At 65.1% G+C, this 22,883-nt stretch carries 20 protein-coding genes; 7 read left to right on the top strand and 13 right to left on the bottom strand.

What is annotated here, in order from left to right; translation table 11 throughout:
- Window positions 1-13: 13 nt before the first annotated feature.
- The 7 genes from CV770_RS00215 to CV770_RS00185 all read left to right on the top strand — a co-directional run bounded on the left by CV770_RS00215 (window position 14) and on the right by CV770_RS00185 (window position 7,179).
- Window positions 14-898 (top strand): intradiol ring-cleavage dioxygenase, encoded by an 885-nt coding sequence (locus CV770_RS00215; RefSeq protein ID WP_104460929.1) that lies wholly within the window; start codon window positions 14-16, stop codon window positions 896-898.
- Between the two features lie 58 nt (window positions 899-956).
- Window positions 957-2,351 carry an FAD-linked oxidase C-terminal domain-containing protein gene (locus CV770_RS00210; RefSeq protein ID WP_104460928.1) on the top strand — a complete coding sequence of 465 codons (1,395 nt, stop codon included), beginning with the start codon at window positions 957-959 and terminating at the stop codon, window positions 2,349-2,351.
- Between the two features lie 10 nt (window positions 2,352-2,361).
- On the top strand, window positions 2,362-3,885 hold the full coding sequence (locus CV770_RS00205) for a sugar ABC transporter ATP-binding protein (RefSeq protein WP_104460927.1): 1,524 nt from the start codon (window positions 2,362-2,364) through the stop codon (window positions 3,883-3,885).
- Complete coding sequence (locus tag CV770_RS00200) at window positions 3,878-4,828, top strand: ABC transporter permease (RefSeq protein WP_091952727.1); 951 nt, start codon at window positions 3,878-3,880, stop codon at window positions 4,826-4,828. Before CV770_RS00205 ends, CV770_RS00200 begins: the two co-directional genes overlap by 8 nt.
- Window positions 4,825-5,802, top strand: coding sequence for an ABC transporter permease (locus tag CV770_RS00195; RefSeq protein ID WP_104460926.1), 978 nt, complete (start codon window positions 4,825-4,827; stop codon window positions 5,800-5,802). Before CV770_RS00200 ends, CV770_RS00195 begins: the two co-directional genes overlap by 4 nt.
- Before the next feature lie 41 nt (window positions 5,803-5,843).
- The gene (locus tag CV770_RS00190; protein ID WP_165637094.1) at window positions 5,844-6,818 is read left to right on the top strand and encodes a sugar ABC transporter substrate-binding protein; all 975 of its coding nucleotides are present in this window, start codon (window positions 5,844-5,846) and stop codon (window positions 6,816-6,818) included.
- Between the two features lie 73 nt (window positions 6,819-6,891).
- Window positions 6,892-7,179, top strand: coding sequence for a YciI family protein (locus CV770_RS00185; RefSeq protein ID WP_091952730.1), 288 nt, complete (start codon window positions 6,892-6,894; stop codon window positions 7,177-7,179).
- Between the two features lie 90 nt (window positions 7,180-7,269).
- Here the strand turns inward: CV770_RS00185 and CV770_RS00180 are convergent, their stop codons facing one another.
- The 13 genes from CV770_RS00180 to hydA all read right to left on the bottom strand — a co-directional run bounded on the left by CV770_RS00180 (window position 7,270) and on the right by hydA (window position 22,843).
- Window positions 7,270-8,262 carry an ABC transporter ATP-binding protein gene (locus CV770_RS00180; protein WP_091952731.1) on the bottom strand — a complete coding sequence of 331 codons (993 nt, stop codon included), beginning with the start codon at window positions 8,260-8,262 and terminating at the stop codon, window positions 7,270-7,272.
- Window positions 8,259-9,248 (bottom strand): ABC transporter ATP-binding protein, encoded by a 990-nt coding sequence (locus tag CV770_RS00175; protein WP_091952732.1) that lies wholly within the window; start codon window positions 9,246-9,248, stop codon window positions 8,259-8,261. Before CV770_RS00175 ends, CV770_RS00180 begins: the two co-directional genes overlap by 4 nt.
- A 15-nt stretch (window positions 9,249-9,263) precedes the next feature.
- A complete protein-coding gene (locus CV770_RS00170; RefSeq protein ID WP_104460925.1) occupies window positions 9,264-10,187 on the bottom strand; it encodes an ABC transporter permease in 924 nt (307 codons plus the stop codon).
- Window positions 10,184-11,125, bottom strand: a complete 942-nt coding sequence (locus tag CV770_RS00165) for an ABC transporter permease (protein ID WP_091952736.1) — start codon at window positions 11,123-11,125, stop codon at window positions 10,184-10,186. Before CV770_RS00165 ends, CV770_RS00170 begins: the two co-directional genes overlap by 4 nt.
- Window positions 11,126-11,142: 17 nt before the next feature.
- On the bottom strand, window positions 11,143-12,744 hold the full coding sequence (locus CV770_RS00160; protein WP_104460924.1) for an ABC transporter substrate-binding protein: 1,602 nt from the start codon (window positions 12,742-12,744) through the stop codon (window positions 11,143-11,145).
- 141 nt (window positions 12,745-12,885) lie between these two features.
- Window positions 12,886-14,556, bottom strand: coding sequence for a nickel ABC transporter ATP-binding protein NikE (nikE, locus tag CV770_RS00155; RefSeq protein WP_104460923.1), 1,671 nt, complete (start codon window positions 14,554-14,556; stop codon window positions 12,886-12,888).
- The gene (locus CV770_RS00150) at window positions 14,553-15,401 is read right to left on the bottom strand and encodes an ABC transporter permease (protein WP_018315991.1); all 849 of its coding nucleotides are present in this window, start codon (window positions 15,399-15,401) and stop codon (window positions 14,553-14,555) included. Before CV770_RS00150 ends, nikE begins: the two co-directional genes overlap by 4 nt.
- Window positions 15,398-16,432: an ABC transporter permease gene (locus CV770_RS00145; RefSeq protein ID WP_104460922.1), complete on the bottom strand. Its 1,035-nt coding sequence runs from the start codon at window positions 16,430-16,432 to the stop codon at window positions 15,398-15,400. Before CV770_RS00145 ends, CV770_RS00150 begins: the two co-directional genes overlap by 4 nt.
- 28 nt (window positions 16,433-16,460) lie before the next feature.
- On the bottom strand, window positions 16,461-18,080 hold the full coding sequence (locus tag CV770_RS00140; RefSeq protein WP_091952744.1) for an ABC transporter substrate-binding protein: 1,620 nt from the start codon (window positions 18,078-18,080) through the stop codon (window positions 16,461-16,463).
- Between the two features lie 118 nt (window positions 18,081-18,198).
- Entirely contained in the window at window positions 18,199-19,635 is a 1,437-nt protein-coding gene (locus CV770_RS00135; protein ID WP_104460921.1) for an NAD(P)-binding domain-containing protein, read from the bottom strand.
- The gene (locus CV770_RS00130) at window positions 19,632-20,381 is read right to left on the bottom strand and encodes an SDR family oxidoreductase (RefSeq protein WP_104460920.1); all 750 of its coding nucleotides are present in this window, start codon (window positions 20,379-20,381) and stop codon (window positions 19,632-19,634) included. Before CV770_RS00130 ends, CV770_RS00135 begins: the two co-directional genes overlap by 4 nt.
- A 1-nt stretch (window position 20,382) precedes the next feature.
- A complete protein-coding gene (locus CV770_RS00125) occupies window positions 20,383-21,357 on the bottom strand; it encodes an NAD-dependent epimerase/dehydratase family protein (protein ID WP_104460919.1) in 975 nt (324 codons plus the stop codon).
- 16 nt (window positions 21,358-21,373) lie between these two features.
- Window positions 21,374-22,843 (bottom strand): dihydropyrimidinase, encoded by a 1,470-nt coding sequence (gene hydA / locus CV770_RS00120; RefSeq protein ID WP_104460918.1) that lies wholly within the window; start codon window positions 22,841-22,843, stop codon window positions 21,374-21,376.
- Between the last annotated feature and the right edge of the window lie 40 nt (window positions 22,844-22,883).

Genomic DNA, 22,883 nt, shown 5'->3' with positions numbered 1-22,883 from the left:
GCGGAAGGCACATATGCGCAATTTCAACGAGAACACGATCACCGACGCCGTGCTGGATCGGATCAAGGACGCTGGAGATCCGCGCATCAAGCAAGTCAGCGAAGCGCTGGTGCGGCACCTTCATGCCTTCGTCCGCGAGGTGCGGCCGACCCAGAAAGAATGGGAATTCGGCATCGATTTCCTGACCCGCACCGGGCACATGTGCGACGACAAGCGCCAGGAGTTCATCCTGCTGTCGGACACGCTCGGCGTCTCCATGCTGGTCGACGCGATCAACCATCCGGTGCCGGAGGGAGCGACCGAGACCACGGTGCTCGGCCCTTTCTTCGTCCAGGCCGCGCCGGAGAAGGACAGCGGCGCCGATATCTCCGGTCCGATGGAGGGCGATCCGATGCTGGTCACCGGCTCGGTGTCGACCGTCGACGGCAAACCGCTTGCGGGCGCCGTCGTCGATGTCTGGCACTCCGACGATGACGGCTATTACGACGTGCAGCAGCTCGACGACATCGGCGATCTCGCGATGCGCGCGCGCTTCCACACCGACGCCGACGGCAGATTCCATTTCTGGTCGATCAAGCCGGCCGCCTATCCCGTTCCGCATGACGGCCCGGTCGGCGAGATGCTGGAGGCGCAGGGCCGCCATCCCTGGCGCCCCGCGCATGTGCATTTCATGATTTCCGCGCCCGGCTTCGAGCAGCTTGTGACACACGTGTTCGTCGCCGGCGACCAGTATCTCGACTCGGACGTCGTGTTCGGCGTCAAAGACAGCCTGATCCGCGAATTCGCCAGGCATCCGGCCGGCCGTGCGCCGGATGGTCGCATGGTGGACAGCGAGTATTTCCATCTCAACTATGATTTCGGCCTGAAGCAGGTCGCGAGCAACGCAAGAGCCGCTTAAGCTAGAGCGGCGACGGACCAGCAAGAGTCCGGCAACAGGGAGCAGACGGGAGCTGAGGATGGGACCGCGGGTCAGCACGAGCATCTTGGCCGAGCGCCTCACGGGCATGATCGGCCCGCGCGCGAGCGTTGCGCGCGGCGTGCTCGATCAGCACGGGCAAAGCGAGTCGCATTATCGCAATTTGCCGCCTGACATCGTCGTCTTCCCTGAGACCACGCAGGAGGTCGCGGAGATCGTCAAGCTGTGCGCGAGCGCGGGCATGCCGATCGTCCCGTTCGGCGCCGGCACCTCGCTCGAAGGCAATGCGGCCTCGGTCGCGGGCGGCGTCTGCTTCGACTTCGCGCGCATGAACAAGGTGCTCACCGTGCACGACAGCGACATGGATGTCGTCGTGCAGCCCGGCATCACCCGCAAGCAGCTCAATGCGGAGCTGCGCAATACCGGCCTGTTCTTCCCGATCGACCCCGGCGCCGATGCCTCGATCGGCGGCATGACCTCCACGCGCGCCTCCGGCACTATGGCAGTGCGCTACGGCACGATGAAGGACAATGTCATGGCGCTGGAGGTGGTGCTGGCCGACGGCCGCGTGATCCGGACCGCGAAGCGTGCGCGGAAGTCGGCCGCCGGCTACGACCTGACGCGCATGTTCGTCGGCGCGGAGGGCACGCTCGGAATCATCACCGAGATCACGCTGAAGGTGCATCCGGTGCCCCAGGCGATCTCGGCCGCGGTCTGCAGCTTCGACACCCTGCACGACGCCGTCGATACCGCGATCTCCGTGATCCAGTCCGCGATCCCCGTGGCGCGCATCGAGCTGCTCGACGACGTCATGATGCGCGGCATCAATGCCTACGCCAAGCTCGGCTATCGCGAAGCGCCCACCCTGTTCTTCGAATTCCACGGCTCCGAGACCTCCGTCGCCGAGCAGGCCGAAGCCGCGCAGGCAATCGCCGACGACCATGGCGGCCACGGCTTTGCCTGGGCCAAGGCACCGGAAGACCGCAGCCGGCTCTGGCACGCCCGCGACAACACGCTCTACGCGGGCCTGGGCCTCCGGCCCGGCGCACGCGCCGTGATCACCGATGTCTGTGTGCCGATCTCGCGGCTGGCGGAATGCCTGACCGAGACGCGGCGCGACGCTGACGAGCACGGCTTTACCGCACCGATTGTTGGCCATGTCGGCGACGGCAATTTCCACATGCTGATCCTGATCGACCCGGCTCAGCCCGAGGAGGCCGAGGGCGCCAAGGCGCTTCAGGCCCGCATGGTCGCCCGCGCCATCGCCATGGACGGCACCTGCACCGGCGAGCATGGCATCGGGCTCGGCAAGATCGACTATCTCACCGACGAGCTTGGCGAAGCCGTCGATGTGATGCGATCCATCAAGGCCGCGCTCGATCCGAATGGTCTGATGAACCCCGGAAAGATCTTTGCGAGCGGAGCCACGGCATGAGTGACAAGGCATGAGCGACGCGCTTCCGATCGAGGTCACCTCGCCCACCCCGCTGCTGGAGCTGCGCGGCATCAGCAAGGAGTTTCCCGGCGTCAAGGCGCTGGATGACGTGTCCTTTGCCGTCTACCCCGGCGAAGTCCACATGCTGCTCGGGGAGAACGGCGCCGGCAAGTCGAGCCTGATGAAGGTGCTGTGCGGTGCCTACCGCGCCGACGCCGGCGAGTTCTATTATGAGGGCAAGAAGGTCGCGATCTCCTCGACCGCGGATGCGCAGAAGCTCGGCATTGCCGTGATCTTCCAGGAATTCTCGCTGGTCCCCTATCTCGATATCGCACAGAACATCTTCCTCGGCCGCGAGCCGAAAGGCCACATCCCCGGCACCATCGACCGCCGCAAGATCCTGGCTGACGCAAAGCTCGTGCTCGACACCATCGGCTTCGACATCGATCCCTCCACCATCGTCGATAAGCTCGGCGTCGCGCAGCAGCAGATGGTCGAGATCGCAAAAGCGATCAGCCAGAACGCCCGCATCCTCGTGATGGACGAGCCGACCGCGGCGCTGTCCGACCGCGAGACCGAGCTGCTGTTTGCCCTGATCGCACGGCTGAAGGCCGACGGCGTGTCGATCGTCTACATCTCGCACCGCATGGCCGAAGTGTTCGCACTCGGCGATCGTATCACGGTACTGCGCGACGGCCGGCGCATCGACGGCGTCCGGCCCGCCGACGTCACGCCGGACCAGCTCGTCCGCATGATGGTCGGCCGCAACGTCGACATGACCTATCCTCGCAATTTTGCCGACAAGCCCGGTGAGCTGCTGCTCGAGGTCAAGGGCCTGACCGCCTCGACCGGCATCTCCGACATCAACATCGAGGTGCGACGGGGCGAGATCGTCGGCCTGTGTGGCCTCGTCGGCTCCGGCCGCAGCGAAGTCGCGCGCGCCATCTTCGGCGCCGATCCCGTCAGCGCCGGCGAGATCATCTTCGACGGCAAGACCATCTCCGGCGAGCCGGACCTTGCCGCCCGCCGCGGCATCGCGCTGATCCCAGAGAGCCGCAAGAGCGAAGGTCTCGCGCTGCTGCGCTCGGTGAGCGACAATCTGGTGGTGTCGGCGCTGCGAAAGCTGTTCCCGAGCGGCCTGTTCGACCAGCGCGGTGCGCAGCGCACCTCCGACGCCCTGATCCGGCAGTTGAGGATCGCGACACCCAGCGCCCGTCAGACCGTCGGCCTGCTCTCCGGCGGCAACCAGCAGAAGGTGGTGATTGGCAAATGGCTGGCCGCCGGTTCAAAGCTCTTCATCTTCGACGAGCCGACGCGCGGTATCGACATCGGCGCCAAGTCCGAGATTTTTGCGCTGATCGACCGCCTGGTCGCGGAAGGCGCGGCGGCACTGATGATCTCGTCCGAGCAGGTCGAGATCTGCCATGTCTGCGACCGCGCCTATGTGATGCGCGAGGGGCGCATCGCCGGCCACCTGAACCGCAACGAACTGACCGAGGAGAACATCGTGCGACTGGGGATGCATCATGCGTGAGGCCGCGGTCGTTTCACAGCCCAATCCGTTGCAACGCATTCCCGGCGTTGCCATCGTGCTGGTGCTCCTGATCACGTTGTTCAGCGTGATCGCGCCCGGCTTCCTGTCGGTCGCCAACCTCTCCAACGTGCTGGTGCAGTCGACCATCCTGACCATGCTCGCGCTGCCGATGACCTTGATCATCATGACGGAGGGCCTGGACCTGTCGATGGGCGCGGTGCTGACCCTCACATCCCTCTGCGTCGCGATCGTGTCGCTCGCGACCAAATCGATGCTGCTCGGTTTAGGCGCCGGCCTGCTGGTCGGCACGGCCTTCGGCTTCGCCAACGGCTGGCTGGTGGCGATCCTCGGCATTCCGCCCTTCGTTGCGACGCTCGGTACGCTCGGCATGGCGCAGGGCCTGTCGCTGATCGTCAGCGACGGCCAGAGCGTGGTCGGCATCCCCCACAGCGTCCGCGACATCTATTCGGCGACGCTGTTCGGCATTCCCGTGCCGATCGTGATGGCACTCGTGACTTACGCCGCGTTTCACGGCCTGCTCTATCATACCCGCTTCGGCACCTACATTTTCGCACTCGGCGGCAACCGCGAGGCGCTGCGCTATGCCGGCCTCTCGCCGAACCGTCTGCTGATCGCGGTCTACGCGATCGGCGGCGCCATGGCGGGCATCGCGGGCCTGTTGATGACCGCGCGGATGAATTCCGGCCACCCCACCGCCGGCCTCGGACTTGAATTCGATGCCATCGCCGCCGTCGCGGTCGGCGGCACCTCGTTCGAGCGCGGCAATGGCTGGCTGCTCGGTACCCTGCTCGGCGTCCTCTCGGTCGGCGTGTTGCGCAACGGGTTGAACCTGATCTCGCTGCCGTCCTCGGTGCAGGTCGCAAGCGTCGGCGTCCTCGTCATCGTCGCGCTGTTCCTCGATGGTCTCAGGAGCCGGGCATGACCGACATCACCAAAGAGGCGATCATGCGGCCCCGTTCATTCCTGTCGCAGGATGCGATCCAGGTGTTCTATCGCCTGCTCGCGGCCCTCTTGATCTGCGCGGTGCTCGCCGTGCTCAGCGATTCCTTCCTGAGCCTCGGCAACATCCTCAACGTCCTCCGGCAGGCGAGCCTGACCTTCTTCATCGCCTCCGGCCTGACGCTGGTGGTGCTGACGGCCGGCCTTGATCTCTCCGTCGGCGCCAATGTTGCGCTGTCGGCCTGCATCGCCGGGACCGTGATCCACAAGACCGGTTCGCCGGCGCTCGGTATCCTCACCGGGCTTGCCTGCGGCGGCATCGTTGGCCTGCTCAACGGCATCATGGTCACCGCGCTACGCATCCCCTCCTTCATCGCCACCTATGGCATGCTCTGGGTGCTGAACGGCCTCACCTATTGGTACATGGCGGGCGAGACCCTTCACGGCTTCCCCGCGGGCTTCCGCCAGATCGGCAGTGGCTATCTGTTCGGCCTTCCCATCCCGGTCTATCTGCTGCTGGTGTTCCTCGGGATCGGGACGCTGTTTGCGCAGCGCACGATCTGGGGCCAGGAGATCTATGCGATCGGCGCCAATCCGGTCGCAGCGCGGCTATCAGGCATTCCCGTCGCGCGCCGCTTACTGCTGGTCTACGCGGTATCAGGCACCATGGCGGGACTTGCCTCGATCATCTTCCTGTCGCGGCTCAATTCGGCCGAGGCCGACATCGGCGAAAGCCTGACGCTGCCGGCGATCGCGGCCGTGCTGATCGGCGGCACCTCGCTGTTCGGCGGCGTCGGCACCGTGTTCGGCACCTTCATTGGCGCGCTGATCCTGACGCTGGTGCTGAACGGCATGAACCTGCTCTCGGTCAGCGCCAACTGGCAGCCGCTGGTCACCGGCATCATCGTCATTCTCGCGGTCTGGCTCGACATGAAGACCCGCCGCCGCGCGCAATGAGTTCTAGAGTTCCAACAAGCAAAATGAGGGATGGAGGCAACATGAAACAGAAACTGGCTTACCTTGCGCTGCCGCTGCTGATGGCGGCCGCGTTCACCACCGAGGCGCGCGCCGACGGCGAGACCATCGCCGTCTTCACCAAGAACCAGACCAACCCGTTCTTCCAGACGGTGCGGGTCGGCGCCGACAACATGGCAAAGACGCTGAATGCAAAGACGCTTCAGTACATCCCGACCAAGCCGGATTCGATCCCGGAGCAGCTGAGCCAGATCGAGGACGTCGTGGTGAAGAAGCCGAGCGCGATCGTCTTCACGCCCGTCGACTACAAGGCGATGGTGCCTGGTGTCGAGAAGATCAACGAAGCCAAGATCCCCGTCGTCAACATCACCGACCGCTCTGCCGGCGGCAAGTTCCTCTCCTTCGTCGGCGCCGACGATTACAGCCTTGGCCTGGAGACAGCGCGCTACCTGCTCAAGACGCTGGGCGGCAAGGGCAACATCGTCATCATCGAGGGCGTCAAGGGCTCGCTGACCAATGTCGACCGCGTCCGCGGCTTCAACGACGCGCTGAAGGAGACCCCCGGCGCAAAGCTGCTGGCGTCGCAGCCCGGCAACTATCAGCGGCTGCAGGCGCTCCAGGTCATGGAAAACCTGATGCAGTCGAACTCGCAGATCGACGGCGTGTTAGCGGCCAACGACGCCATGGCGGTCGGTGCGATCGAGGCCCTCGACGGCGCCAACCGCAAGGCCCAGGTGATCGGCATCAACGGCACCAAGGAGGCGATCGACGCGATCAAGTCCGGCAAGCTGCTCGCGAGCGGCGACTACAACGGATTTGCGCAAGGCTGCCTCGGCACCATGATGGCGATCCGGTCCCTGCGCAATCAGCCGGTCATCAGCGAGATCGTGCTGAAGCCGACCGTCATCACCAAGGACAATTTTGGGCCCTTCGACGTGCCGCTGGAGCAGCGGACCTGCCCGACCTTCGAAGATGCCGGCAAGCTCAGCGCGAAGTAGTCGCATTCACGACAATCTCGGACGGCCGTCGCGGCGGCCGTCCCAAGAACCGAGCTAAGAAACGGAGACCACCATGCTGTTCGCCATTCACGCCGTCGACCGCGCCGGCGCGCTGCCGACCCGGCTCGCCAATTACGATGCCCACAAGGCGTTCCTGAGCGACACCTCGCGCTTCGGCGTCAAGATCGTGATGTCGGGGCCGCTCGTCTCCGACGATGGTCAAACCATGATCGGCAGCCTGTTCCTGATCGAGGCGCCCGGCCGTGACGACGTCGAGGCCTTCAACCGCGCCGACCCCTTTGCCGCGGCCGGCATCTGGGAAAAGGTGACGATCACGGGCTTCCTGCGCCGGCAGGGTTGAGGACGGCCAAATCAAAAATGCGAAAACAACCCCATGCACAGTAGAATGGGGTTGTTTTAGCTGACGAATTTCCGGCGCGAATCTCCCCCTTCAGCCGCTCGTCGCCACAGCTCCGTCTTCGAGATGACAGGCCACCCACTGCTCGGTCCCAGTTGCGCGAAGCACCGGCTCTTCGACCCGGCAGCGATCGAACACCAACGGACAGCGGGTGTGGAAGCGGCATCCCTTCGGCGGATTGATCGGGCTCGGCACGTCGCCCTTGAGGATGATCGGATTGCGCTGGGCGCCGGGCTCGGGCAGCGGCACCGCGGACAGCAGCGCTCTGGTGTAGGGATGCCTTGGCGCCGCAAAGATCTCTCGGCGCGGCGCTATCTCGACGATCTTGCCGAGATACATGACGGCCACGCGGTGGGTCATGTGCTCGACGATCGCGAGGTCGTGGCTGATGAACAGCAACGCGAGGCCGAACTCGCTCTGGAGATCCTGCAGCAAATTGACGATCTGCGCCTTGACCGAGACGTCGAGCGCTGAGACCGCCTCGTCGCACACGATCAGCTCGGGCTCGGCCGCGAGCGCGCGGGCAATGCCGATGCGCTGGCGCTGGCCGCCGGAGAATTCGTGCGGCCTGCGGTTCAGCGCCTCCCGCGGCAGGCGCACGGTGTCCATCAGGGAGGTGACGCGGACCTCGAGATCTTCGGCGGATTTGGCGAGGCCGAAATTCCGGATTGGCTCGGCCAGGATGTCACGCACCCGCATGCGCGGATTGAGGCTGGAGAACGGATCCTGGAACACCACCTGCACGCGCCGGCGCATCTGGCGCATCGTGCCCGGATGTGCGTCGTCGATCCGCTGGCCGTCGAGGATGACCTGGCCCGCGGTGATGTCGAACAGCCGCAAAATGGCGCGCCCGACCGTCGACTTGCCGCAGCCGGACTCACCGACCAGCGACAGCGTCTCGCCGCGCGCGATCTCGAAGGAGACGCCATCGACCGCATAAACGAATTCGGACTTGCGGCCGAACAGGCCGGACTTGACCGGAAAGTGCTTCTTGAGGTCGTTGACCTGGAGCAGCGGAGGGCTCATGCCGCGACGGCTCCCTTGGCTGCGTAGTGGCAGGCGGCGACGTGACGAGGGCCCTTCTCCTCGAGCCCCGGCGCATATTGACGACAGAGATCGGTCGCAAGCGCGCAGCGGCCGGCAAAGACGCAGCCGGTGATCGGCTTTCTGAGATCGGGCACCTGCCCGGGAATTTCGGCGAGGCGTCTTGCCGTGCCAGTGAGTGACGAGCCAAGCCGCGGCACCGCGCCAAGCAGGCCCTGCGTGTAGGGATGACGCGGCGAGCGGAACAGTTCCGCGACCGGTGCCTCCTCGACCTTGCGTCCGGCATACATCACCATGACGCGCTCGGCGATCTCGGCGACGACGCCGAGGTCGTGGGTGATCAGGATGATGGCCGCGCCGACCCGTCGCTTGAGGTCCAGCATCAGCTTCAGGATCTGCGCCTGGATCGTCACGTCGAGCGCGGTGGTCGGCTCGTCGGCAATGAGAAGCTTGGGATTGCAGGCCAGCGCAATCGCAATCATCACGCGCTGGCGCATGCCGCCGGAGAGCTGGTGCGGATATTCGCGCACGCGGCGTTTCGGCTCGGGGATGCCGACCAGCGTCAGCATCTCGACCGCATGTGCCTCGGCGGCCTGCTTGTCGAGGCCCTGATGGATCATCAGCGTCTCGCGGATCTGGCGGCCGACGGTCAGCACCGGATTGAGGCTGGTCATCGGCTCCTGAAAGATCATCGAGATGTCGTTGCCGCGGATCGCGCGCATCTCGCGATCGGAGAGTTGCAGCAGGTCTCTCCCTGCAAAGCGGATCGCACCTGCGATCCTGCCCGGCGGCTCCGGGATCAGCCGCATCAGCGACATCGATGTCACCGACTTGCCGCAGCCGGATTCACCGACGATGGCCAGCGTCTCGCCCTCGTTGACATGAAAAGACACCCCATCCACCGCGCGGTTGATGCCGCCGGGGGTGCGGAAATGAGTCTGGAGGTTATCGACTTCGAGCAGCGCCATCGCGATCAACCCCGGTCAGAGACGCTTGGCCATGCGCGGATCGAGCGCATCGCGAAGGCCGTCGCCGAGCAAATTCACCGCGAGCACGGTGACGGACAAGAAGGCCGCCGGAAAGAACACGATGTAGGGCTTGACCTGCCACAGCGCGCGGCCCTCGGCCATGATGTTGCCCCAGGACGGAATGGTCGGCGGCGTGCCGGCGCCGATGAAGGACAGGATCGCCTCGGTGATCATGGCGCTGGCACAGATATAGGTCGCCTGGACCAGCATGGGCGCCAGCGTATTCGGCAGGATGTGACGTAGGATGATCATCGGTGTGCGCGTGCCGCAGGCGACCGCGGCATCCACATAGGGCTGCTCGCGCAGCGACAGCACCACGCTGCGCACGAGCCGCGAAACGCGCGGGATCTCGGCGACGGTGATGGCGAGGATGACGTTGCCGACGCTCCCCCGCGTCAGCGCCATCAGCGCGATCGCCAGCAGGATCGGCGGGATCGACATCAAGCCGTCCATGAAGCGCATCAGGATGCCGTCGGCCCAGCGGATGAAGCCGGAGACCATGCCGATGGCAAGGCCGGCCACGGATGCGAAGATCGCGACCGACAGGCCGACCGTGAGCGAGACCCGCGCACCGAACAGCACGCGCGAGTAGATATCGCGGCCGAGCACGTCGGTGCCGAACCAGAAATCGGCCGACGGCGCCCGGGTGCGCTTGGCGGGGGCGAGCGCTGTCGGATCGACCGTCCAGAGATAGGGCGCAAAGATCGCGATCAGGACGAGCGCCAGCAGCAGTGCGCCGCCGATCGCGACCGTCGGATGGCCACGCAAGAACCCAATGAAGCCGCGCCGGATCGCGACCGGCCGCAGGATTTCAGGCAGTTGTGGCGCAAGGACGAGGCCGGACGGGAGCGATTGCGGATTGACTGTCGTGTCGGTCAATAGCGGATCCTCGGGTCAACGAGCGTATAAATGACGTCGATCATCAGATTGACGAGGACGTAGACGAAGCTGAACAGCAGGACGATGCCCTGGATGACGGGATAGTCACGGCGCAGGATGGCGTCGATCGTGAGCCGGCCGAGGCCGGGAATCGCGAACACGCTCTCGGTCACCACCGCGCCGCCGATCAGCAGCGCGATGCCGATCCCGATCACGGTGACGATCGGCACCGCCGCGTTCTTCAGCGCGTGAATGAACAGGATGCCGCCCTGCCCGAGCCCCTTGGCGCGCGCGGTGCGGATATAATCCTGCTGCAGGACTTCGAGCATGGCGGCGCGCGTGATTCGCGCGACCAGGGCGATGTAGACGCAGCCGAGCGCGATCGCGGGCAGGATCAGGTTCTCGAGCCATGGCCAGAAGCCTTGCGTGAGCGGCGTATAGCCCTGCACTGGGAGCCATTCGAGCTCGAGCGCGAAGATGTAGGCGAGTATGTAGCCGACCACGAAGACGGGCAGCGAGAATCCGAACACGGCAAAGCCCATGATGACGCGATCGATCAGGCTGCCGGCCTTCCAGGCCGCCACCACGCCGAGCGGCACTGCCACCACGATCGTGAGCAGCAGCGTGACGATCATCAGCGACAGCGTCGGTCCGAGGCGCTGTCCGATCATCGCCGAGACCGGCAAATTGGTGAAGATCGACGTGCCGAGATCGCCATGCAGGATGCGCCAGACCCAGCCTCCGAACTGGACCAGGAAGGGACGATCGAGACCGAGGCTCTGGCGGATGCGCTCCACATCCTCCGGACTCGCCTGGTCGCCCGCGATCACCACGGCGGGATCACCCGGCGCAATGTAGAGCAGGCTGAACACAAACAGCGCGACGATTGCCATGACCGGCAGGGTCGCGACGATGCGACGGAGGATGTAGGAGAGCATCTGGCCTCAACGCACGATCATGCAGACTTCGACACGCCCCAGAAGAACGGCAGCGGCCCCTTGGTGATGCCGGAGACGTTCTTGCGCCAGGCCGTGTAGGTCAGGAAGAAGCCGGTCGGCGCATAGACGACATCCTCGAGCGCCGCCTTGTTGACCCGCCCGATCGCCGCCTTCTCTTCCTCGAGATTCTTGGCGTCGAACCAGGTCGTGATCTCCTTCTCGGTATTCGGACTATTGGGCCAGCCGAACCAGGCCTTTTCGCCATTGGCGCGGATGGCGGTGTAGGCGGCGGGCGTGATGCAGTCGGCGCCGGCATGCCAGCTGTGGAACATGTTCCAGCCGCCCTGCCCGGGCGGGGTCTTCTGCGCCCGGCGGGAGCCGACCGTGCCCCAATCGGTCGCGACGAAGTCGACATTCATGCCGAGCCGCTTCAGGAGATCCGCGGTGACGTCGCCTTGCGCCTTCGTGATTGGCTGGTCCTGCGCCACCAGACAAGTCACCGGCTGGCCGGAATAGCCGCTCTCGGCCAGTAGCTTCTTGGCCGCGTCGAAATCGCGCTTGCCCTTCAGGATCTCGCCGCCCAACTCGCTGTAGAGCGGCGTATCCGGCGTGAAGAAGCCGGGCAGCGATTTCCACAATGCGTTGTCGTCGCCGACGATCGCGCGCATATAATCTTCCTGGCTGAGCGCCATCAGCACCGCGCGCCGCGCCCGCACGTCGTTGAACGGCGCGAACAGATGGTTCATTCGGAACGAGCCGATATTGCCGAGAGGATCGCCGATGTCGACGCTGATGTTCTTGTTCTTCTTCAGCACGGGCACGAGATCGGCGATCGGATTCTCCCACCAATCGACTTCACCGTTCTGCAATGCGGCCGCCGCGGTGGCCGGATCCGGCATCACGATCCATTCCACGCGATCGACCAGGATCTGCTTGCCGCCGGCAAGCCAGGAGGCCTTCTCCTGCCGCGGCACGTAGTCCGCGAATTTCTCGAACACGGCCTTGGCGCCGGGGACCCATTCGCCCTTGGCGAATTTCATCGGACCCGAGCCGACATATTCGGTGATCTGCTTGAACGGATCGGTCTTCGCGATGCGCTCGGGCATGATGAAGGAGCACGGCGCGTTGTTCTTGGCGAGCGCGTAGAGCATTTTCGGGAAGGGCTGTTTCAAGACCCATTTGAAGGTACGGTCGTCGACGGCGGTCAATTCCTGCTGGATCGCAATGATCATCAGGCCCATCGGATCGCGCGCAGCCCAGCGCGACAGGCTCGCAACGACGTCCTTGGCCAGCACCGGCTCGCCGTCATGGAACTTGAGACCGGGCCTCAAGCGGAACGTCCAGGTCTTGCCGTCGTCGGAAGTCTCCTCGGACTCGATCATCTGCCGCTGCGGCTGCAGCGAGGAATCGATGCCGTAAAGCGTGTCCCAGACCAGCGCGGCGGCATTGCGCACGACATATTGCGTGCCCCAGATCGGATCGAAGTTGGCGAGATTGGCTTGCGGCACGAAGCGGAGGGTGCGGGCTGATGCGCCTTGCGCGATCGCGGGGGCCGAGAGGCCCGTCAATGCCAGACCGCCCGCGCCAGCCAGTCCCTTCAATACGGTCCTGCGATCCATGAAGTCCTCCCAGTAATGCCGTGATGCCGGCCATCGTTGGCCAAGAGCAGGTGAAACCAGAACCCGTTGGCGTGCAAATGGTATGCCACTAACCGGACCTTCGCCAGCGGGATCTCAACGTCTTTTGGGCCGGCCCAGGTCTCACAGAGCTGCCGCCAGCATCTCGCCGGTCTCGATATGCGGGATGGCCTCGACCAGCTTGCGCGTGTAGTCGGTCTTCGGATTGTCGAACAGCGCCCGGCTCTCGCCCTGCTCGACGATTCCGCCATTGCGCAGCACGATGGTGCGGTCGCAGAGCATACGCACCACGTTGAGATCGTGGCTGACGAACAGCAGCGCGATGTCGTTCTCGCGCCTGAGGCGATCGAGCAGTTGCAGCACAACCGCCTGCACCGAGACATCGAGCGCGGCCGTCGGTTCGTCCAGCACCAGGAGCCGCGGCCGGCAGGCGATGGCGCGGGCGATGCCGACGCGGGCCTTCTGGCCGCCGGAGAGCTGGTGCGGAAACCGCGGCAACAGATCCAGCGGCAGCCCCACCCGCACGGCGCATTCCTCCACCCGTTCGCGCAGCGCCTCACCCGCGCGCATGCCGCCAAGCCGCAGCAGGGGGTGGGCGATACAATCGAAGGCCGTAAAGCGCGGATTGAGGCTCTCGTTCGGATCCTGGAACACCATCTGGATGTCTTTGCGCAAGGGCGAGCGGTAAAAGTCGCGCGAGGCCACGTGACCGATCGAATGCCCGTCGAACACGATGTCGCCTTCGCTCGGGTCGATCAGGCGGCAGATCATCCGCGACGTCGTGCTCTTGCCGGACCCGGACTCCCCGACGAGACCGACGCTCTCGCCGCCGGCCATCGTCATCGAGAAGTCGGCCACCGCAGCAGAGCCCTGGTCGAAACGCTTTGCCAGTTTTCGCACCTCCAGAAGTGGCGGCGTGCCGTGCGCGAGCTCCGCTCGGGGCTTGCCGACGACAGTCGCGTAGCGCTCCCGCTCCTCCTCCGTCACGAGGTCTTCGATACGGGACGTCGCCGTCGGCGATGCCGCAACCAGACGCCTGGTATAAGCGTGCTGCGGCGCGCTGAAGAGCGACCTGGGACTCGCCTCTTCGACGATGCGACCACGCTCCATCACGGCGATGCGGCGACAATAGCGCGCCGCGAGCCCGAGATCGTGCGTGATCAGGATCGTGGCCATGCCGCGCGCGGCGGCGATATCCGCCAGAAGATCCATCACCACTTTCTGGGTGGTGACGTCGAGGCCGGTGGTCGGCTCGTCCGCGATCAGCAGCGCGGGATTGCAGGAGATCGCGATCGCGATCATGACGCGCTGGCACATGCCGCCGGAGAGCTCGTGCGGATAGGCGTTCATCCGCGCCTCGGGCTCGCGGATCTGAACGGCGCGCAGCAAGTCCAGCGCCTCGCCCCGCGCGGCTTCTTTCGAGATCCGCTTATGGGTGAGGATCGCGTCCGCGATCTGCAGGCCGATGGCCCGGATCGGATTGAGCGCCGCCCGCGGGTTCTGGAAGATCATCGACATCGCGGCGCCCTGGAGCTGACGGAGGTCATCGCCCCTGAGCTTGGTCACGTCCTGTCCGCGAAACAGGATCTTGCCGCCGGTGACGCGCCCTGCTGCGTCGAGCAGCCGCGTCGTGGCAAAGCCGGTCACCGACTTGCCCGAGCCACTCTCGCCGACGAGGCCGAGCATCTCGCCCTTCTCGACCGTGAGCGTCACGCCGCGCACAGCCTCGACCATGCCACGTCGCGTCGAGAACGCGACGTGGAGGTCGTCAATGCTGAGCAGCGCCTCGCTCATGTGCGCATGCGGGGGTCGAGAATGTCCCGCATCCCGTCCCCGAGGAGATTGAAGCACAGCACGGCCATCATCAGCGCCAGGCCAGGAAATGCGACCAGCCACCACCGCCCGGTCGAGATGAAGCGCGCGCCTTCCGCGACCATGATGCCCCATTCCGGCGTCGGCGGCTTGACGCCCAGACCGATGAAGGACAGGCCCGCGGCGTTGAGAATGGCCCAGCCGAGGTTGAGCGAGATCTGCACCGCCATCGCCGGCAGGATGTTCGGCAGCAGGAAGCGCAGCACCACCGAGAAATGGCTCTCGCCGCAGGCCCGCGCCGCCTCGACCCAGCCGACGTTACGCCGGACATTGACCTCGGCCCGCGCGAAACGGATGTAGAAGGGAAGATTGATGATCGCGGTCGCGATCACGATGTTCTCGATCCGGTTGCCGAGGGCTGCGACCATCGCCATCGCCAGCACGAACAGTGGAAAGGCCATCATCACGTCGACGAAGCGGCCGACGCCGCGATCGAGCCGGCCACCGGCATAGCCGCAGAACGAGCCGACCACGGCACCGATCGCGAAGGAGATGCCGACGGCCGAGACCGCAATGGCGAGATCAAGTCGCGCGGCGATGATGAGACGGCTGAACACGTCGCGTCCGAGTTGGTCGGTGCCGGCGATGTGCGCCGCGCTCGGCGGCAGCAATGCCTCCGAGACATTGGAGGCCACGGGATCGTAAGGCACGATCCACGGTCCGAAGATCGCGACCAGCACGAACAGAAGCACGCCGGTTGCGGCAACGGCGGTGAGCGGGTTGCCGCGCAGGATCCAGACCGAATGGCGGAGGGTTGCGCTGGTCATCCGATCGACACCCTGGGATCGGCGATGCCGTAGCAGATGTCTACGACCAGATTGACCAGCACGAACAGGCTGGCCATCAGCAGCACAAAGCCCTGCACCGGCGCATAGTCGGAGGACAGCAGCGCATCGAGCGCATAGGAGGCAACGCCCGGCCAGGAGAACACTTTCTCGACCAGCACATTGGCGCCCAGCATGGTCGAGAACACGATGCCGGCGATGGTGATGACGGGGAGGATCGCATTGCGCAGCGCGTAGGTCACGACCACCTTGCGCCAGGACAACCCGACCGAGCGCGCGGTACGCACGAAGTCGCTGCCGAGCGAGACCAGCATCGAGGCCCGTGTGATCCGCGCCAGCGGCGCGATCACGAACAGCGCCATGCTCACCGCCGGCAGGATCAATTGCTTGCAGGCCGCCCACCAGCCCTCGAAATCGCCAGCGAGCAGGAAGTCGATCGAGAGGAACCCGGTGCGCTGCGGCGGCAGCGAGGTGAAGACGTCGATCCGCCCCGTCGGATCGGGTGCAAGGCCGAGCAGATAGTAGAAGACATAGATCAGCAGCAGGCCCGACACGAAGGTCGGCACGCAGACGCCGAGCGCGCAGAACAGCCGCACGCCGTGGTCGACGACCGATCCCGGCCTCAAGGCCGCGAGCACGCCGAGCGGCACCGCCGCAATCAGCGCGATCAGCAGCGCGGTGAAGGTGAGCTCGAGCGAGGCCGGCAGCCGCTCGCGCAGATCCTTCAGCACCGGCTGCCCGGTCATCATGGAGCGGCCGAGATTGCCGCGGCCGATATCGGAGAGATAGAACACGAGCTGTTCCGGCACCGATTTGTCGAGCCCCATCTGCTTGCGGATCTGCTCGATCTCCTCCTTGCCGGCATTGGGCCCCGAGGCGAAGAACACCGCGGGGTCGCCGGGCAGGACGCGCATCAGGAGGAAAGTGAAGACCAACACACCGAACAGCGCCGGCAGCGACGACAACAGCCGCCTGCCCGCCCGCACCATCGTTGCGCCGAGACCGGTCATCACCTTTCAGGGCTCCTTTCGTCTGACGCTATCACTTGCGGCTGACATCGCGATAGTCGACCTGGCGGTGAAACTCGTAGGTGTAGCCCTCGATCGAGGACGCCATTACCGCATCCTGGTTTGGCTGCCACAGCATGATTTGCGGCATCAAATCGAAATGCATCGCGTTGAGCTTGCGACCTGCTTCCTCGTACTTCGCCTTATCCGGCTCGAAGCGGGCTTCCTGCGCGATCGCGGCAAGGTCCGGGTTGTTGATCGAGCTGTAATTCCAGCGCTGATTGCCGGTGTAGAAATTGCGGTAGAAGTAGTCCGTGGACGGCAGCCAGGCGACGATGCCTTCGGTGTAGAAGGGCAGCTTCTTCTCGTTGATCTGTGTCGACATCTGCGCATCCGGCAGCTTCTGGATGTCGACCTTGATCCCGATCTTGCCGAGCGACTCCTTGACCAGTGCCGCCATCGGCTCGGCGGTCGAGGCCTGGCCGACATTGAAGCTGAAGGTGGTCGAGAAGCCCTCGGGGAGCCCGGCGGCCTTGAGATATTCCCTGGCCTTGTCGAGATCGATCTTCACGGGTTGCTGGAACGGATAGATGCCGTTCAGCGGCTTGCCGTCCGGCCAGCTCGCACCGAACAGCGGCGCGCCGCGGCCGAACAGAGCGGCCTTGAACATGTCGTCATAGGGCAGCGCGAAGGCGACGGCGCGGCGGACATTGACGTTGTCGAAGGGCGGGATCTGGTTGTTCATCGAGACGAAGGTGATCGAATTGTATTGCGGCGTCGAGATCACCTTCAACTTGCCCTTGGCCTCCAACGACTGCACGTCGCTGGCCTGGAGATCGACCACGAGATCGGCATCGCCGCGCTCGACCAGATTGGCGCGGGTCGCCGGCTCCGGCACCGACTGGATGATCACACGCTTGAAGAACGCCGGCTTGTCAGGCGAGCCGCGATTCCAGGCCTCGTTGCGCTTGACGATCACCTGCTCGCCCGGCTTGAACGTCTCGATCACATAGGCGCCGCTGCCGGCGGTGTGCTCCTTCAGCCAGGCGGTGGCCCAGGGATCATCCGCGGTCGCGTGCTCCTTCGCCACCTTCGAGTTGATGATCATGGGATAGACGGTGGCCAAGTTCGGCAGCGCGAGCTTGTCGGGCTTGGGGAGCGTCACCTCGATGGTGAGGGGATCGATCACCTTGAACTGATCGGCCGACGTCAACGAGCCCGTCAGCAGCTGCGCCTTGCCGAGGATCGGCGCGGTAACGCAGCGATCGAGCGACCATTTCACGTCCTCGGCCGTGACCGGCGAGCCGTCCTGGAATTTTGCGTCCTTGCGCAGACGGAAGGTGAGCTTCAATCCGTCGGGGCTGACGTCGTAGGATTCGGCGAGCTCGCCGGTGATCTTGTCGAGATCGAACACCCATTTGCCGTTGAGCTGCTTGCGACCGAACGCCACCAGCCGGTCATAGGTGCTCATGCTCAGCGCGAAGGATTCGCGGGTCGAGCCGGGAATGTTGGGATCGAGCGTGTTGACGGATGCGCCGGTGACATAGCGCAGCGTCTCCGCCCGGGTTTGCGCCTGCGAAGGCGCGGTGGCGATGAGCAACAGCGCAGTGGCGGCGAGCACGGAGGACGCCGGCCTGAAAGACACAAAACGCATTCGTTTTCCCCAAGATTTCGACAACAACGCCAGCAAGGCAGGTTAAGAAAGAAGCAAGTTGCGCGCCAGTCTCATGGAGCGCTGTTGCGGATGCTTCGTCGCGGCGGCGCATGGATGATCATCGCAATTCCCCACTGTTTCGCGCAGGCCGCGTGACCACCGCCTGCGGCACGTCGTAGGCGCTGAGCGAGGCCCAGTGCCGCGCAACATCGGCGCGGAACAGGCCGCGCGTCAGGCCGTGAACCAGCTTTGGCACCGCGGTCGTCATCGCGTTGATCGACGACCCCGACGGACCGAAACTCATGGTCGAGGCGATGGCGAAGAGATGGATGTCGGAGATCCACGGCGTCTTTCCCGGCACACGCTCGGTGAAGGCATAATCGTCGGCGAGATAAGGGAAGCGGCCGAGCCGCGCGTTGGGCTCGTTGTCCGGCGGCTGGTAGCGGTCGGCCCAGATCGCGATATTGCCGGCAAAGGCGCGCAGCTCGCCGCGGCCGGAATAGTCCATGTCGATGCCGGTGCCGCAGATGACGAAATCCGCGGCGATGATGCCGCGCGGCGTCTGCAATTCGACCCCTTCGCGTGTCTCACGCGCAGCCTCGATTGGCGCGCCTTCGTGCAATATGAAATTGGCGTGACGCGCGCAGCGGTCAAAAGTTGGCTGCGGAAAGCCTTCGCGCATTTCGAGGATTTTTCGCATGAAGCGCCAGCGCCAGGCATCGTCGAGATCGCTGAGATGGCGCAGGAAGCCGCGGAAGGTCAGCCAGCGATAAGGTTGGATCACCTGGATCTGCGCCCGGCGGCAGAGCAGATGCACTTCCGCAGCACCCGCCTCCAGCGCCGTGGCCGCATTGTCGAACGCTGATGCGCCGGCACCGATCACGGCGACGCGCTTGCCGCGGAGGTTTTCGAAATCGATATCGTCGGCGACGGTTGCGACCGAGCGTGCCGGCAGATCGCGCAGCGGCTCGGGGATCATCCAGCCGCCCATGCCTTCCTGCCCCGTCGCGAGCACGATCTTGCGCGCGTGGAGCGTCTCGACGCCATCGGCACTTGTCACGAGGGCAGCCAGCAGGCCGTCGGCCGATGGCGCAATCTTCAGTAGCTCGCAGCCATTGCGCACAGGTAGGTCTATCGTGCGCCGCAACCAGAGTAGATAGTCGGCCCAATGGCCGCGCGGGATAAGGTCGAGCGTCTGCCAGCTCTCCTTGCCGAAGCGGGCTTCATGCCAGGACTGATAAGTCAGGCTCGGGATATCGAGGTCGGGCCCCGTATAATCCTTCGGGCTGCGCAACGTCGGCATGCGGGCATAGGTCAGCCACGGACCCTCTTTCCCCTCCGCGGCCTTGTCGAGCAGCAGGATGTTGCCGACGCGGGAGCGCATCAGGCCAAAGCCGATGGCCACGCCGGATTGGCCGGCGCCGACGATGAGCACGTCCAGTGCAGGCTTGCCGTCCGGGCCCATCTTCGGCTCGAGCCAGGCGGCGCCGGGATGCGCGATCCTGGCGAGATCGGCGCGAATGCCCGCTTCGAGCTCTGTCAGCGCACCACTCATGCCGCGAGCCAACCTCCGTCGACCACCATCACCGTGCCGGTCGTGAACGAGGATGCATCACTCGCCAGATGCAGCGCGGTCTGCGCGATCTCCTCGGCCACACCGAACCGCTTCATGGCATGGCGGTTGCGGGAGGCTTCGCGCACCTCGTCCGCGTTGGCGTGCCGGGCAAAGCTGCGGCGAAGCATCGGCGTGTCGATCGCACCCGGCGCGATCGCGTTGACGCGGATGCCCTCCGCGGCGAAATCCACCGCCATCGTCCGCGTCAGGCTGACGATGGCGCCCTTGGCGGCGATGTAGGCGCTGTTGCCCTTGCCGCCGGCGATCGCAAGTTGCGACGCCAGCGTGATGATCGAGCCGCTGTTCTGCCGCTGCATCTGCGGCACCGCGGCCCGCGCCCACAGCCAGGTGCCTCCGACATTGGTGCGGAACACGGCGTCCCAGTCGTCCGGGTTCGTGGTCAGCACCGTGCCGCCGACGGAAACTCCGGCCGCCGTCATCAGGATATCGAGCCGGCCGTGCCGAGAGACGATGTCGCTTACGACGGTCTCGGCGAATGCGGCATCGCCGACGTCGCCGATATGCGTCGTGGCCTCGCCCACCAAGCGCAATGTCTCTTCAAGCCCCGCGGCATCGCGGTCGACCAGAGCGAGATGCGCGCCCTCCTCAGCGAACAGCTTGGCGCTGGCCCGCCCGATGCCCGAGCCCGCTCCGGTGATGATGGCCGTGCGCCCCTGCAGCCGCATGTCAGATCCCATCCTTGTGCTGCATCCACCAAGCGCTCATCGCAGCGGCCGATTCCGCACAGCCGAACCGGGCGCGCCAGCCGAACTCATCGGCCATCCGCTCGACCGACATCGGCGCCCGATCCCCGCCGTGGAGCTTGATGAAGGTCTTCTCTCCGGGAGACGCGAGCCGACACACCAGTCCCGGATGCAACGCCGCAAAGGCCTCGCCCCATTGCAACGCCGACCAGGCAGCACCGCTGGAGATGTTGTAGAGCCGATGGCGCGGCCGCTCGGCTTCGATCAGCAATGCCACGGCCTCGGCGGCGTCGACGGCATAGGTCCAATCCTTGATGCCCGGTGCGGGAAGGAGCGCCGGCTCACCGCGGGCGAACTCGGCGAGAATCTGGAACTGGAGGCTCGGCGTGTCGCGTACTTTTCCAATCCGCTCCCATGGACCGAATACGGCGCTCAGCCGCACGCTGAGGAAATCACCACCGAATAGTTCGGCATGGCGTGCCACCGATCTTTCCGACGTAAACTTGCTAAGCGCGTAGAACGAGACAGGATCGCAAGGCGTTTCCTCGTCGAGGACTTGGTAATGCTGGCCTGCGGCGCCATAGGCCGCAGCCGACGACAGATTCACGACGCGCCGAACGCCACGGCGGATCGCCGAGCTCAGGATCGGCATCTGAGCCATCACGTTAATTTCAAGGATACTCGAGGTGTTGGTTCGTTCGAGGTGGTCCCCGGCGGTTATGGCGGCGCCAAGGACGATCGTATCGAATCCCCGCTTTATCAGCTTATCAATCCCGTCGACGTCCGTGATCTCGCCCTGAACAATCGTAAGCCGCTCCCGGTGGTCGGCACAGGATCGCTCCGCACCCGCTGGAAGTTGCTTACGGTCATAAAGCGTCACCTCATGGCCGCGCGCGAGCAGCACCTCGGCGAGGTTGAGCCCGACAAAGCCGGTGCCGCCGAAAATGACGATCCTCATCGCGCGCGATCCGCGATCACAGCAGTTTTGCTCCAAAATTCCGTTCCGGATCCATGTCCGCAACCAGCCGGCCCGTCGGCTTCGCCGCCTCGCCACCGCTGCGCGCCAGGAACTTTCCGCTGCCGGCGCTCGCGAGACACTTATCGCCGTCGATGATGACCCGGCCGCGCGACAGCACCGATACCGGCCAACCCTTCAGCTTGCGGCCCGCAAACGGCGTGTAGCCGGTGAGGTCGTGCATCATCTCGTCGGCGATCACGGTCTCGCGGTTGGGATCCCAGATCGCGATATCGGCATCGGCGCCGACCGCAATCGAGCCCTTGCGCGGGTGCAGATTGTAGATCTTTGCCGGCGCGGTCGACGTCAGCTCGACGAACTTTTCCAGGCCCAGCCGCCCCTTCGACACCATCGCGTCGAACAGCAGCGGCAGCCGCAGCTCCAGCCCAGGCAGGCCGTTCGCGACCTGCTTGAAATTCGGAATGGGACCGGCGCGCAGCTTGCCGGTCTCGTCAAAGCGATACGGCGCATGATCCGACGAGATGGTCTGGAGATCGCCGAGCGACAGTGCCTGCCACAGCGCCTCCTGATCCGCATGCGTGCGCGGCGGCGGGCTGCACATCCATTTGGCGCCTTCGGCGCCGGGCTTGTCGAGATCGGCGGCGGTGAGGAACAGATATTGCGGACAGGTCTCGGCGAACACCTTCAGCCCCTGCCCGCGGGAGTCGCGGATCACCTTGGCGCCTTCGGCGGTCGAGACGTGGAAGATCATGATCGGCTGGTCGATCAGCGCAGCCATGCCGATCAGCCGGGTGAAGGCTTCCGCTTCCGACACACGGGCATGACTGACGGCGTGGTACTTCGGCATGGTGTAGCCGCGCGCGAGCAGCCGCTTCACCATCCATGCGATGATGCCGTGATTTTCGGCGTGCGCGCACAGCATTGCGCCGGATTGGCGCGCCGCGAGCAGGATGTCGAGCAACGGCTCGTCGTCGACCTTGAGCCGGTCGTAGGTCATGAAGATCTTGATCGAGGCGTGGCCCTGCTTCACCAGCGCCGGAATGTGCTCCTCGACCGTCTCCTTGGTCGCGTCCGCAATGATCATGTGAAAGGCGTAGTCGATCACGGCGCCCTTCTTCGCCAGCGCATGATAATCCTCCACCACCTGCGGCAGCTTCATGCCGACATGCTGGGCGGCGAACGGGATCACCGTCGTGGTGCCGCCGAAAGCGGCAGAGACCGTCGCGCTCTCGAACGTATCGGCGTTCATGATGCCGGCGGCCGACAGCTGCTCGATATGGGCGTGGCTGTCGACGCCGCCCGGCAGCACCAGCCTGCCTCGCGCGTCGATCTCGCGCCTGGCCGCCGGAAGCCCGCGGCCGATCGCGGCGATGGTCTCGCCTGATATGGCGACGTCGGCCTCGAACACGTCTGTGGTGGTGGCGACGCGTCCGCCGCGGATGATCAGATCGTAAGTGGGTTCAGTCATGAGGCACTCCGTGATAGGCTTGGGCAAATGATCTCCATTC

Source organism: Bradyrhizobium sp. AC87j1 (assembly GCF_002936975.1).
GTDB lineage: Bacteria > Pseudomonadota > Alphaproteobacteria > Rhizobiales > Xanthobacteraceae > Bradyrhizobium > Bradyrhizobium shewense.
This window is presented reverse-complemented; position numbering and strand designations above follow the sequence as displayed.